The organism is [Actinomadura] parvosata subsp. kistnae (genome assembly GCF_900323885.1).
GTDB classification, from domain to species: Bacteria; Actinomycetota; Actinomycetes; order Streptosporangiales; family Streptosporangiaceae; genus Nonomuraea; species Nonomuraea composti.
The window spans coordinates 3,996,066-4,008,640 of sequence record NZ_OOHJ01000018.1; the positions used below are offsets into that span (position 1 = coordinate 3,996,066).

Annotated in this window: 13 protein-coding genes; 7 read left to right on the forward strand and 6 right to left on the reverse strand. The window is 69.9% G+C overall.

Annotated elements, in window-relative coordinates:
- Positions 1-20: 20 nt before the first annotated feature.
- Positions 21-704 (reverse strand): GNAT family N-acetyltransferase, encoded by a 684-nt coding sequence (locus KIS93_RS39045; RefSeq protein ID WP_222107723.1) that lies wholly within the window; start codon positions 702-704, stop codon positions 21-23.
- 202 nt (positions 705-906) lie between these two features.
- Here KIS93_RS39045 and KIS93_RS39050 point away from each other — a divergent pair, with 202 nt between their 5' ends.
- Both KIS93_RS39050 and KIS93_RS39055 read left to right on the forward strand, forming a co-directional pair.
- Positions 907-1,575 (forward strand): response regulator transcription factor, encoded by a 669-nt coding sequence (locus KIS93_RS39050; protein WP_043620820.1) that lies wholly within the window; start codon positions 907-909, stop codon positions 1,573-1,575.
- Positions 1,576-1,578: 3 nt separating this feature from the next.
- Entirely contained in the window at positions 1,579-2,856 is a 1,278-nt protein-coding gene (locus KIS93_RS39055; protein WP_080042934.1) for an ATP-binding protein, read from the forward strand.
- Here the strand turns inward: KIS93_RS39055 and KIS93_RS39060 are convergent.
- On the reverse strand, positions 2,840-3,322 hold the full coding sequence (locus KIS93_RS39060; RefSeq protein ID WP_080042933.1) for a GtrA family protein: 483 nt from the start codon (positions 3,320-3,322) through the stop codon (positions 2,840-2,842). The genes KIS93_RS39055 and KIS93_RS39060 overlap by 17 nt on opposite strands.
- A 433-nt stretch (positions 3,323-3,755) precedes the next feature.
- Between KIS93_RS39060 and KIS93_RS39065 the strand changes: the two genes are divergently transcribed.
- The 4 genes from KIS93_RS39065 to KIS93_RS39080 all read left to right on the forward strand — a co-directional run bounded on the left by KIS93_RS39065 (position 3,756) and on the right by KIS93_RS39080 (position 6,498).
- A complete protein-coding gene (locus KIS93_RS39065) occupies positions 3,756-4,904 on the forward strand; it encodes a 5-(carboxyamino)imidazole ribonucleotide synthase (RefSeq protein WP_080042932.1) in 1,149 nt (382 codons plus the stop codon).
- A 67-nt stretch (positions 4,905-4,971) separates the two neighbouring features.
- Positions 4,972-5,466 (forward strand): 5-(carboxyamino)imidazole ribonucleotide mutase, encoded by a 495-nt coding sequence (purE, locus tag KIS93_RS39070; RefSeq protein WP_268966897.1) that lies wholly within the window; start codon positions 4,972-4,974, stop codon positions 5,464-5,466.
- A 145-nt stretch (positions 5,467-5,611) separates the two neighbouring features.
- Positions 5,612-6,118 carry a hypothetical protein gene (locus KIS93_RS39075; protein ID WP_186404649.1) on the forward strand — a complete coding sequence of 169 codons (507 nt, stop codon included), beginning with the start codon at positions 5,612-5,614 and terminating at the stop codon, positions 6,116-6,118.
- Positions 6,073-6,498: a GNAT family N-acetyltransferase gene (locus tag KIS93_RS39080; RefSeq protein ID WP_186404650.1), complete on the forward strand. Its 426-nt coding sequence runs from the start codon at positions 6,073-6,075 to the stop codon at positions 6,496-6,498. The genes KIS93_RS39075 and KIS93_RS39080 overlap by 46 nt, the downstream gene beginning before the upstream one ends.
- Positions 6,499-6,515: 17 nt before the next feature.
- On the opposite strand, the gene KIS93_RS39085 is transcribed toward KIS93_RS39080, so the two are convergent.
- Positions 6,516-7,829 carry a UDP-glucose dehydrogenase family protein gene (locus KIS93_RS39085; RefSeq protein ID WP_080042930.1) on the reverse strand — a complete coding sequence of 438 codons (1,314 nt, stop codon included), beginning with the start codon at positions 7,827-7,829 and terminating at the stop codon, positions 6,516-6,518.
- Positions 7,830-7,954: 125 nt separating this feature from the next.
- Here KIS93_RS39085 and KIS93_RS39090 point away from each other — a divergent pair, with 125 nt between their 5' ends.
- Entirely contained in the window at positions 7,955-9,118 is a 1,164-nt protein-coding gene (locus KIS93_RS39090) for an acyl-CoA dehydrogenase family protein (protein WP_155128559.1), read from the forward strand.
- 395 nt (positions 9,119-9,513) lie between these two features.
- Here KIS93_RS39090 and KIS93_RS39095 read toward each other — a convergent pair whose 3' ends face one another.
- The 3 genes from KIS93_RS39095 to KIS93_RS66020 all read right to left on the reverse strand — a co-directional run bounded on the left by KIS93_RS39095 (position 9,514) and on the right by KIS93_RS66020 (position 12,247).
- Positions 9,514-9,843: a helix-turn-helix domain-containing protein gene (locus KIS93_RS39095; RefSeq protein ID WP_080042928.1), complete on the reverse strand. Its 330-nt coding sequence runs from the start codon at positions 9,841-9,843 to the stop codon at positions 9,514-9,516.
- A 274-nt stretch (positions 9,844-10,117) separates the two neighbouring features.
- Positions 10,118-10,582, reverse strand: coding sequence for a macro domain-containing protein (locus tag KIS93_RS39100; protein WP_230465589.1), 465 nt, complete (start codon positions 10,580-10,582; stop codon positions 10,118-10,120).
- Between the two features lie 171 nt (positions 10,583-10,753).
- Positions 10,754-12,247: an arabinofuranosidase catalytic domain-containing protein gene (locus KIS93_RS66020; protein ID WP_080042926.1), complete on the reverse strand. Its 1,494-nt coding sequence runs from the start codon at positions 12,245-12,247 to the stop codon at positions 10,754-10,756.
- Positions 12,248-12,575: the final 328 nt, after the last annotated feature.

A 12,575-nucleotide genomic window follows, 5' to 3' on the forward strand; every position in this document is an offset into this window, starting at 1 on the left:
GTCACGGGCCGAGGCTGTCGTCACGGGTCAAGGCGCAGGCTGAGCTGCTCGCCGTACTCGCGGAAGCCCAGGGCCCTGGCGACCCGGCGCGACGGCGCGACCCGCGCCCGCCACTGCGGCAGCAACCCGCTCGCCAGCGCGTCCGCGACGGCCGCCGAGGCCACCGCGCGGGCCAGCCCGTGGCCCCGGCGGCCGGGAGCGGTCAGCACGCTCAGATGCGCCGCCGTTCCGACCCACGTCCGGTACCCGGCCGCCGCGACCACCTCGGGGCCGTCGCGGACCACGTACATCTCCGACTCCACCTCGTCGAGCCCGCACTCCGCCGCCTCGTCCGCGGGCACCGAGCCCAGCAGCGCCAGGACGTCCGCGTGGTCCGGCGGCACGGCGCGCACGTCCTCGCCGTGGGCGGGCAGGAAGTCGGCCGCGTCGAGGTAGGCCAGCGCCGCCGGGCCCAGCACCTCCTCGGCCGGCAGCCGGGCCGGGTCGGCGCCCGCCGCGAGCCGGCCGCGCAGCGCCTCCGCCAGGGCGGGGCTCGGCGCGGTGCACAGGACGCCCCCGTCCAGGACGACGACGCCCGCCCATCCCGGCGGGCACAAGCGCGAGTCGGGGGAGAGCACGACGCGCACCTCCCCGGGGCGGGGGAACGGCACGGGGGTCCGGGTCAGACCCGCCCACATCTCACGAGCCCGGTCGAGAGCGTTCACGCGCCCGATGATCTCAGCCGCCGGTTGGGACGCGGTAGGGCGGGCATGATCGTCCGATGAATTCCGCGCCGAAAACGGCGGTGCTTTAATCACGACCTACCGTATTTTAGCTGTGTTTGCCCAGGTCAATGGATAGGTCAACGACGAGTCAAACCGCGCGCTGTGCCCGGGAAACGATCGCCTAAGGTCCTACGATCGCTTCATGACCTGCGTACTTCTCGCCGAGGATGACACCTCGATCTCCGAGCCACTCGCGCGTGCGCTGCGCCGCGAGGGCTATCAGGTCGAGGTGAGTCCCGATGGCCCGCAGGCCCTGGAAAGGGCCTTGTCGGGCGGAATCGACCTGATCGTTCTTGACCTCGGCCTGCCGGAAATGGACGGCCTGGAGGTCGCCCGCCGGATCCGGGCCGAGGGCCACGGCACCCCGGTGCTGATCCTGACCGCCCGCGTCGACGAGGTCGACACCGTCGTCGGCCTCGACGCCGGCGCCGACGACTACGTGACCAAACCGTTCCGGCTGGCGGAGCTGCTGGCCAGGGTGCGGGCGCTGCTGCGCCGCGGCACCTCCGAGACCCCGGTCGTCCAGGGCGTGCGCATCGACGCCGACTCGCGGCGCGCCTGGATGGGGGAGAAGGAGCTGCATCTGACCACCAAAGAGTTCGACCTGCTGCGCGTCCTCGTACGAGACGCCGGCAAGGTCGTCACCCGAGAGCAGATCATGCGCGAGGTCTGGGACACCAACTGGTGGGGCTCCACCAAGACGCTCGACATGCACATCTCCTGGCTGCGCCGCAAGCTCGGTGACGACGCGGCCAAGCCGCGCTACATCACGACCGTCCGGGGAGTCGGCTTCCGGTTCGAGCGCGAGTAGGAGATGCGCCGCCGACTGCTCTCCTCCACCCTGGTCGTCGCGGTCATCGCGGTCCTGCTGCTGGGGGTCCCCCTGGGCGTCGTCGTCAGCCGTCTGATCGTCGATGAGGCGGCTCAGGAGCTCGGGGCGGAAGCCAAGCGTCTCGTGGGAGAGGTGGAGTACGCCCGCGTCCAGGAGACGCCGCTCGACCCCCAGCAACTGGAGCAGAAGTACCCGGGCAGGTTCATCCAGATCTGGGAACGCGGAACCCCCCTGAGGGTGACCGTCGTCGGCGACCCCCCGCCGTCCGGTCACCTGATGACCGAGGACGCGCAGACCAACACCGGCGTGTACGTGCGGATCAGCCGCGACCGCGACCAGGTCGAGCAGGACGTACGGGCCCGCCTGCTGCTCATCGTGGCCCTGGCCGGCGCCGCCCTGGCGGTGGCCGTGAGCCTGGCCGTCGTGCAGTCCCGCCGCCTGACGCTACCCCTGCGGGACCTGGCCAAGATCGCCGAACGGCTGGGCTCGGGCGACGCCCGTCCGAGCAAGCACCGCTACGGCATCCCCGAGCTCGACCGCGTGGCCCAAGTGCTCGACCGCAGCGCCACCCGCATCTCCGACCTGCTCACCCGCGAGCGCGAGTTCGCCACCGACGCCTCCCACCAGCTCCGCACCCCCTTGACCGGCCTCACCATGCGCCTGGAGGAGATCGTGGCCTCCGCGGACGAACCCGAGGTCGTGCGGGAGGAGGGCGAGGCGGCGATCGTGCAGGCCGAGCGGCTCACCGCCGTGATCGACGAGCTGCTCGCCGCCGCCCGCCGCCAGCGGCACGCGCAGGCCGAGCCGGTCGCGATCGACGAGGTGCTCGTGCAGCAGGTCACCGAGTGGGAGCCGGTCTTCCGCGACGCGGGCCGCACCCTGCGGCTCGAAGGCTCGCGCGGGCTGAAGGCCATGGCCACCACCGGAGGGTTCGGCCAGGTCATCGCCTCGCTGCTGGAGAACTCCCTGCGGCACGGCGGCGGCGCCGTCACCGTCACCACCTCCTACGGCGACAACTACGTCGTCGTCGAGGTCGCCGACGAGGGCCCCGGCATCGCCGACGAGATCGCCCCCAAGATCTTCGACAGGAACGTCAGCGGCGGCGGAGGCACCGGCCTCGGGCTGACGCTGGCCCGCGCGCTGGCCGCGGCCGACGGCGGCCGGCTGGAGCTCGTGCGGCGGCGGCCCGCCACGTTCGCCATCTTCCTGCGGCCCGCGGAGGACGATGGGCGCAACCGCGTGGTCAGCGGTCCTGCTTGACGCCGCCCTCGGGCAGCTCGACCGGAATGGGGTCGGTGGCCTCCAGGAACACCCACTTCTTGTACGACCAGTAACGGAACAACGTGCCGAGCCCCACGCCCACGATGTTGGCGATGTTGAAGCTGAGCGCGTCGTGCAGGCCGAGCGTGTAGGTGGTGAAGCCGATCGTCAGCATGCCGAACAACAGGGCGATGCCGTTGAGCAGGAAGAACAGGAAGTATTCGCGGCGCAGGCCGCTCTGCTCGCGGTGCCGGAACGTCCAGTAGCGGTTGCCCGCGTACGCGAACGTGGTGGAGATCGTCGTCGCGATGACCTTGGAGGTCAGCGGGCCCAGGCCGACGACGACGTTGAAGAGGTTGAGCAGGCTCGTGTCGAGGAGGAAGGCCAGGGCGCCGATGCTGCCGAACTTGGCCAGCTCGTGCACAAGAGAGGAGAACCGGTGGTAGAGGCGCCTGGTGAAGTTCACGTCTCTGCTCGGTCCCTTCCTCGTCGAGCTTGCGCACCCAGCGTACCGGGCACGATGGAGCACGGGTGTCGGCAGGATGAACAAAGGTCAGAAAATGGGCCTTGCGAAACATCCTCCGATAACCGACATACCCGCCCGGCGGGGATTACGCTGCTGAACAGTTCGAGGGCACGCGAACGCTGGACGGCCGTGCCCGCCGGACCCGCGCCGCCCGGCGGCACGGCCGGCGGGCAACCCGGAACGGCCGTCCAGCCCCGCCCGCCAGGCCATCCGGAACGGCCAGTCCAGCCCCCGTCCGCCAAGCGATCCGGAACGGCCTGTCCAGCCCCCGTCCGCCAAGCGATCCGGAACGGCCTGTCCAGCCCCCCTGCCACGACAAACGGCAAGGGGGCCGTAGCAGGGAAGTCGTTGCGTCCCGGTAAGCTCACCTGGCGTGAGTTCCTACAGCCCCATCGGACCGGTCGTCGGCATCGTCGGCGCCGGTCAGCTGGCCAGGATGTCGCAGCCGCCCGCGATCGCGCTCGGCATCGAGCTGCGGGTGCTGGCCAACAACCCGGAGGAGAGCGCCGCCCGGGTCATCGTCGACACGCGCGTCGGAGACTACCGCGACCTCGGCGACCTCAGGGAGTTCGCCAAGGGCTGCGACGTGATCACCTTCGACCACGAGCACGTGCCCACCGAGCACATCCGCGCCCTGTCCGAGAACGGCTACGTCGTGCACCCCGGCGCCGACGCGCTCGTCCACGCCCAGGACAAAGCCGTCATGCGCGAGCGCCTGACCGCGATCGGCGCGCCCTGCCCCGCCTGGGCGCGCGTCCCGTCCGCCGCCGACGCCGAACGCTTCGCCGCCGAGCACGGCTGGCCCGTGGTGCTGAAGGCGGTGCGCGGCGGCTACGACGGGCGCGGCGTGTGGGTGTGCCGCACGTCCGCAGAGGTCGCCGAGGCGTTCGCCACCGGGGTCGAGCTGATGGCCGAGGCGTTCGTGCCGTTCGAGCGGGAGCTGGCCGTGCTGGTCGCCCGCTCACCGCACGGGCAGGGCGTGAGCTACCCCGTCGTCGAGACCGTCCAGCAGGACGGCATCTGCGTCGAGGTCATCGCCCCCGCCCCCGGCCTCGACCAGGAGCAGTCCGCGCAGGCCCAGCGCATCGCCCTCACCATCGCCAACCAGCTCGGCGTCACCGGGCTGCTCGCCGTCGAGCTGTTCCAGTCCGAGACCGGGCTGGTCGTCAACGAGCTGGCCATGCGCCCCCACAACAGCGGCCACTGGACCATCGAGGGCGCCACCACCTCCCAGTTCGAGCAGCACCTGCGGGCCGTGCTCGACCTGCCGCTCGGCTCGCCCAGGATGACCGCCCAGCACGTCGTCATGGCCAACCTGCTCGGCGGCGACGACCCCGACCTGTTCAAGCGGTACGAGCACGTGATGGCCCACGACCCCGGCATCAAGCTGCACTTCTACGGCAAGGAGGTGCGGCCCGGCCGTAAGATCGGCCACGTGACGGCCCTCGGCTCCAACCTCGACGAGGTACGCGCCCGCGCCCGCCACGCCGCCGTCTACCTCATGACCGGGGAGTACACGTGAGAGAGCGCAGCGAACGAGCCATGAGACGCAGCATCTCGATTTTCACGGTGCCGACGAAGGAGGCGCCGTGAAAATCGGCATCGTCATGGGCAGCGACTCCGACTGGCCGGTCATGAAGGCCGCCGCGGAGGCCGTCGCCGAGTTCGGGGTGCCGTTCGAGGCCGACGTCGTGTCGGCGCACCGCATGCCCACCGAAATGATCGACTACGGCCGCCAGGCCGCCTCCCGCGGCATCCAGGTCATCATCGCCGGCGCCGGCGGGGCCGCCCACCTGCCCGGCATGCTCGCCTCCGTCACCCCGCTGCCCGTCATCGGGGTGCCGGTGCCGCTGAAGTACCTCGACGGCATGGACTCCCTGCTGTCGATCGTGCAGATGCCCGCCGGGGTGCCGGTCGCCACCGTCGCCGTCGGCGGGGCCCGCAACGCGGGGCTGCTCGCCGTACGGATCCTGGCCGCCTCCGACGCCGGGCTGCGCGAGAAGATGACGCAGTTCCAGGAGCGGTTGAAGGAGCAGGCGTACGCCAAGGGCGAGAAGCTGCGCGCGGAGGCGGCCCAGCTGTAACCGGGCCCGAGCCGGGCGCCCGAGCTGTGACCGAACCCGAGAGCGGGGCGGTTGCGCGGTAACCGAAGACCGAACCCAAGAGCGGGGCGGTTGCGCGGTAACCGAACGCTTTTTTCCCGGGGGTCGCGGCGGTTAGGGTGCCGCCATGGACGACCCGATCAAAGAGCACGCCACCCGTGTGTACGCCGCCGACCCGCTGCTCGCCGGCCAGGACGAGCTGACCGCCAGGCGCGGCGAAGACCTGCTCGAAGTGGCCGGCGGCATCGGGCTGGCCGCCGTGGAACGGCTCGACCCCGGCACCCTGCAATCCTGCTGGTCGCCCCTGGTCGTCCATCGGCTGCGGGCCCGCGTCGCCGGCCCCGACCCGGAGGCCGCGCTCGGCGCGCTCCTCGACCAGTGGCTGGCCATGCCCCGCGGCGACGAGCCCGAGCAGGCGTTGAGCGTGGTGTGGCCGAGCCGCGACACCGCTCCCGTGCGGGCGCTGGCCGTGCGCGGCTTCGCCCCATCACCTCGCTCGCCGTCCGCCGCCTCCGCCCCGGCCCCGCTCCTGACTCCGGCCTCGCCATCCGCCCGGCCCGCGCCGACGACGTGGAGACGTTGTCACCCATGTACGAGCGGCTCGTGGCCTACGACGCCCAGTTCGGCTGGGTGACCGTGCGGGAGGCCACGGGCAGGTGCCTCAGGGAGTCGCTGGAGTCCGAGATGCTGCCGCTCGACTGGTGCTGGCTGGCCGAGGTGGACGGCGCCGTCGCCGGGCTCGTCATCGTGCAGCCGCCGTCCCGCTCCACCTGGATCTCGCACGTCGTGAACGAGGAGCCGGCCGCGTACCTGGGCACCATGTACGTCGAGCCGTCCGTGCGGGGGCGCGGCGTCGGCGCGGCGCTCGCCGACGTCGCGCACCAGCAGGCGGCGGCGCAGGGCGCGCCCGTCATGCTGCTGCACCACGCCCTGCCGAACCCGCTCTCGACGCCGTTCTGGGCCCGCCGCGGCTACCGCCCGCTCATGACCCAGTGGATCCGCCACCTGCGGTGACGCAGGGTTTCACGTCACTACGGACGGCCGAGGGCGCGGTAGTGCCATCCGGCGGCCCGCCACATCTCGGCGTTGAGCGCGTTGCGCCCGTCCACGATCCGCCGGGTGGCGACGACGGCGCCCAGCTCCACCGGATCGAGCTGCAGGAACTCCTGCCATTCGGTGAGCAGCAACACCACGTGCGCCCCGCGCACCGCCTCGACGGCCGACATGCCGTAGTTCAGCTCGGGATGAGCCTTACGGGCGTTGTCGAGCGCGATCGGGTCGTACACGGTGACCTGCCCGCCCTGATGCCCGATCGTCACGGCCACGTCGAGCGCGGGGGAGTCGCGGATGTCGTCGGAGTTCGGTTTGAACGCGGCGCCCAGCACGCCGACGGTGCAGCCGTGGAAGGAGCCGCCGGCCAGCTCCCTGGCCAGGTCGACCATGCGGGCGCGGCGGCGCATGTTGATCGCGTCCACCTCGCGCAGGAACGTGAGTGCCTGGTCCGCGCCCAGCTCGCCGGCCCGCGCCATGAACGCCCTGATGTCCTTGGGCAGGCAGCCGCCGCCGAACCCGAGCCCGGCGTTGAGGTACCGGCCGCCGATGCGGTCGTCGTACGACAGGGCCTCCGACAGCAGCTGGACGTCGGCGTGCGCGGCCTCGCAGACCTCGGCCATCGCGTTGATGAAGGAGATCTTCGTGGCCAGGAACGCGTTCGCGGCCGTCTTGACCAGCTCGGCCGTGGCGAAGTCGGTCACCACGATCGGCACCTCGCCGAGCGGCTCGTACACCTCGCGCAGCATCTTCTCCGCGCGCTCGCTGCGCACGCCGAGCACGACGCGGTTGGGGCGCAGGGTGTCCTCGACGGCGAAGCCCTCGCGCAGGAACTCGGGGTTCCAGGCCAGCTCGGCCTCGCCGCCGGCCGGGGCGAGCCTGGCCAGCTTGTCGGCCAGCCGCTCCGCCGTGCCGACGGGCACCGTGGACTTGCCGACGACCAGGCACTCGCGATCGAGGAGCGGTGCGAGGGATTCGATGGCCGCGTCCATGTAGGTCACGTCGGCGGCGTACTCGCCGCGCTTCTGCGGGGTGCCGACGCAGACGAAGTGCACGTCGCCGAAGGCGGCGGCCTCCTCGTAGGAGGTGGTGAAACGGAGCCGGCCGGAGTCGAGGCCGCGCCGGAGCACGGGCTCGAGGCCGGGTTCGTGGATGGGGAGCTCGCCCGCGTTGAGTCGGTTGATCTTGTCGGCGTCGACGTCGAGGCCCAGGACGTCGAACCCGAGATCAGCCATGCAAGCCGCATGGGTGATGCCCAGATATCCGGTCCCGATCACCGTGAGGCGATATGGCACGAGGGAGCTCCTTTCGATCGCGCAGGCATGCTACCGGCCCCCGCTACCTCCTACGTGCCACCTGCATCTCCCCGCAAACCGTACCGGCTGGTAACAAGATGGTCGGACGTCCTAGTATCTACAGCATGAGCTTCCCTCTCTACGCGCCCGCCGAAGAGCACGACATGCTCAGGGAGACGGTCCGCGCCCTGGCCGACGAGAAGATCGCACCGCACGCCGCCGAGATCGACGAGACCGAGGAGTTCTCCTGGGACGTCTACAAGGCGCTCGTCGCGGCCGACCTGCACGCCGTCCACGTGCCCGAACAGTACGGGGGCGCCGGGGCCGACGCGCTGGCCACCGTGATCGTCATCGAGGAGGTGGCCCGCGCCTGCGCGTCCTCCTCCCTCATCCCGGCCGTCAACAAGCTCGGCACGGTCCCGCTGCTGCTCTCGGCCTCCGAGGAGCTCAAGTCCCGCTACCTGGCGCCGGTCGCGCGCGGGGAGGCGATGTTCTCGTACGCGCTGTCGGAGCCCGAAGCCGGCTCCGACGCGGCCGCCATGAAGACCCGCGCCGTCGCGGACGGCGACTCGTACATCCTCAACGGCGTCAAGATGTGGATCACCAACGCCGGCGTCTCCGAGTACTACACCCTCATGGCCGTCACCGACCCCTCGGCCGGCGCGCGCGGCATCTCCGCCTTCGTCGTAGAAAAGTCGGACGAAGGCGTCTCCTTCGGCCCCAAAGAGAAGAAGCTCGGCATCAAGGGCTCACCGACCCGCCAGGTCATCCTCGACAACGTCCGCATCCCCGCCGACCGCATGATCGGCGCCCCCGGCACCGGCTTCAAAACCGCCCTCGCCACCCTCGACCACACCCGCATCACCATCGCCGCCCAAGCCCTCGGCATCGCCCAGGGCGCCCTCGACTTCGCCATCGGCTACGTCAAGGAACGCAAGCAGTTCGGCCGCCCCATCGCCGACTTCCAAGGCCTCCAATTCATGATCGCCGACATGTCGATGAAACTGGAGGCGGCGCGGCAACTCACGTACCACGCGGCCGCGAAGTCCGAACACGCCATGCACGGCGAACCCCAGAAGGACCTGACCTTCCTGTCGAGCGCGGCAAAATGCGCCGCCTCGGACGCCGCCATGGAAATCACCACGGACGCGGTGCAGCTGCTGGGCGGCTACGGCTACACGAAGGACTTCCCGGTGGAACGCATGATGCGCGACGCCAAAATCACCCAGATCTACGAGGGCACCAACCAGATCCAGCGCATGGTCATGGCCCGCCAGCTCCTCAAGTAGGGGCACCCTGGGGGCCCCGGGGGGAAACGCTCGGTCATCGCAAGAGAGGCGCTACGCGCTCGGAAGCTCAGGCAGTGACATCGGGGGGCACCGCCCCCCAAACCCCCAGTCCAAAGGCGAGGTCCTCCCGTGGGGGCGCTTCGCGCATGGGGTTCAGGCTGTGACATTGGGGGGCGCGGCCCCCCAAACCCCCAGCTCACAAGCCGCTTTCGCCGATGCGTCAGGCCTGAACGCGCCCTCGGCTATGAGGCAGAGCCATGGCCCAGCGCGAACGGGCCGACTCAGGGATGTGTGGTCAAGGTGAAGCAAAGGGGCGGGTTCCGGCTACTGGAGCACGGGAGACCTGCAAGGCCAGAAGCCGAAGGGCGTCGCATGTCCGACAGTCGGGTTCGTGGTCAGGCGACCCGTACCGAGTGAGGTCCGACGCTGATGGTCACATCGACGTGGCCGCCGAGTGCAGCCGCGTAGGCGCGGATGGTCTCGAGTTCCATCGAGTCCAGATCGCCGTTCTCGATCTGGGAGACGCGTGCTTGTGAGATCCCAAGCGCGGCCGCCACCTCGGATTGTGTCTTGCCGACAGACTTGCGCAGCTCCTTCAGATGGTGGTCGGCGACGTAGGCGTCCAGGTGCGCGTCGGCGGCGGCCTGCCGCTGCGGGTCGGTCAGTTCGGGGTGCAACCGGTGCGCTTCCGCCTTGACCTCACGCCAGCTGCGTCCCAGGCTCATCGCCTGTCCTCCCTCTTCGTTCCCGCCGACTTCGCGGCGCGATACTCGGCGTAACGTGCTTCAAGTGGTCAGTCCGCCGAGATTCGCCGACACGGCCGACGCTGTGCCTGAGCTGCGGCAAGACTGTCAGGCATCAAGACCAGTGAGACAGATCCGGCTCGGAAGGCGGGTGACACTCCAGCTGGATGATCTTCGATGTGTCCTGTGGATGACAGTACCGCGGGTTGGTGCGGGCAGGGAGGTTAAGGGTCTGGGCCTCGGAAGAGCCAACCGGTTAGGGCAGGTCGTAGACCGTGACCGCGATACCGCGCTCGGTCAGCTGCTTGAGGATGAGCGGTTCGATCTGCTCCCAAGAGCCGCCCGCGAGACCAGCGCCGATCCGCGGCATGTGGACACTCGCGTGGAGGCTCAGAGCTTCGTCGCCCAGAGCGGACAGACAACGGTCCAGGGCGTCGTAGCGGATAGGCGGGCCGTCCTTGGTCGGCCGGATGCCGTGCTGGCCGATCATGTTCGCGACCCATAGCTCGGGCTCGACCTGCACCAGCCGGATGGCACCCAGCTGGAAGTCGTTCCCAGAGCGGTGCCAGGCTCGGTAGTCGGCTTCCGGCTGTGGCCAGCGCCGGGAGAGGGCAAGGACGAAGCCCCTGCCCCAGCCGCCGGTGTCGTTGCACACGTGGCCGATGATCTTTGGTCCCTGGCCGTGGGGATGGGTCGCGTCGCCGGTCACATAAGAGATCACGGTGTGGAAGGTACGCCGGCGCCCTGACATTCGTGTCCCACGCGATCTTCAGTGGAAGACGTCTGCGTATGCCGAGCAGCGGAAGCTGCACCGGTTCAGCCATCCAGTGTCCGGACCTCCGCCAAGGCGTTTCACCCGACCGCCCTCGTGCGCAGGACCAGGTGGTCAGAATCAGCTGCGCAGGGTCCACCGCTGGTTGGCCTGGCCGTTGCAGGACCACAGGATGAGTTTCGTGCCGTTGGCGGTGCCGGCCGCGTTGGCGTCGAGGCAGAGCCCTGACTGCACGCCGGTGATGGTGCCGTTGGTGTTGACGTTCCACTGCTGGTTGGCCTGGCCGTTGCAGTCCCAGATGATCACCTGGGTGCCGTTGGCGGTGCCCTGCCCGTAGGCGTCCAGGCACTTGTTGCCGTACACCTGCAACTGCTTGCCGGAGGTGTAGGTGAACCGCTGGTTGGTGCCGCTCCCGCAGTCCCAGATCTGCAGCTGGGTGCCGTTGGTGGTGCTGAAGTTCGGCACGTCGACGCACCGGCCGGACTGGCCGCCCACGATCTGGACGCCCTGCTGCGGGTTGCCGCCGCCCGCGGGTGCGTAGCCGGCGGCGGTGATGTTGGCCTGTACGGCGTCCTCGGTGGCGGCGCTCGGATAGCCGGAGGTCAACACGCCCTCGAAGAAGGTGCCGCGGCCGGAGACGCTGTTGTCACCGCCGATGCCGAGCAGGATGGCGCCTTCCTTCTTCATCGGGTTGTAGCCGTTGGGGCGTCGTCCGTCGAAGTAGTTCGTCAGGCCGCCCGACTGCGCGTCCCCGCCCCGGATCGCCCAGTGGTTCGGCTCGCCCTTGACCATGGCCGTGACGAAACGGTGGTTGATCGGCGCGAGTTTGTTGTAGCCCGCGTTCACCCCGGAGAACAGTCCCCACTCCAGGTCGGCCATGATCCATGGGCCGGCTCCGTCACCGTAGCCCCACTGCTTGTTGGCGCCGAAGTAGACGGTCTCCATGATGGCGGGGGAGTCGGCTTGGCCGTCCGTCTGCGCGTTGCCGTAGTCGAAGCAACACCACTGGTTGTAGTGCGTGCCGTCCACGACGGCGTAGATGCCCTCGGGCTGGTCGCCGGTCGCGACGCCGTTGGTGTTGTTGTTGCGGTAGCCGGTGCCGGGCTCCACGCGGACACCGTACGCCTTCTGGCCGCCGATGGTGATCGGGGCCGCGGTCGCGTCGGCGAGGTTGTCGTATCCGCCGGGGGCAGGGCCCTTCCAGTAGCCGGGCGGCGCCTGGGTGAGGCGGTTGTCGCGGCCGGACTGGTCGTAGATGATCGTGATCACACAGGTCGTGCCGGCGCAGAAGGAGTCCTGCGTGGCGGCGTTGACGACACCGCCCGCGCTCAGGACGCCGATGTCGCGGGTGGTGTTGTCGGACGAGCGCCTGACTTGGTAGAGCGGGCCGTTGTAGGCCGCGTACAGGGCACGCGTGGTGCTGTGCGCCGCGACACACGGCGTGCCGCCCGCGGCGTAGATGTCACACGGCTGCGGCGTCGCGGCTTGGGCCGTACCACCGCCGGTCAGGCTGACGGTGGCGAGCGCCGTACCACCGCCGGTCAGGCAGACGGTGGCGAGCAACGCGCTCGCCCCGGCCGCGAGCGACCTTCTCAGGTACCCGGAAAGCATCATGCCTTCTTCTCCCCATCAGGAGTCATGACCGGACGGCACCGATGCGGCAGGCCCGGCCAGCAATGTTAGCGCTAACATTCATGGCCTGCCGAATCGATTCGACGGTCAACGGTAGTGCGAGTCAATTCAATGAGGGTTCCGGCGTCAAGCACGTGGATCACCTCTCTCGGACGCCCGGGGTGCCGTCGCCACCCCGCCTGGGCTCTTGCCGCGATGCGTTCGCCCCGTTCCGGTGAGATGTCATGAAACTTTCATCCCTCGCGTCCGCGACGCTGGGTGTCGTGGTTGATCGCGTACGAGCTCGCGTCCGCACCTTCCTGGCCCGCTA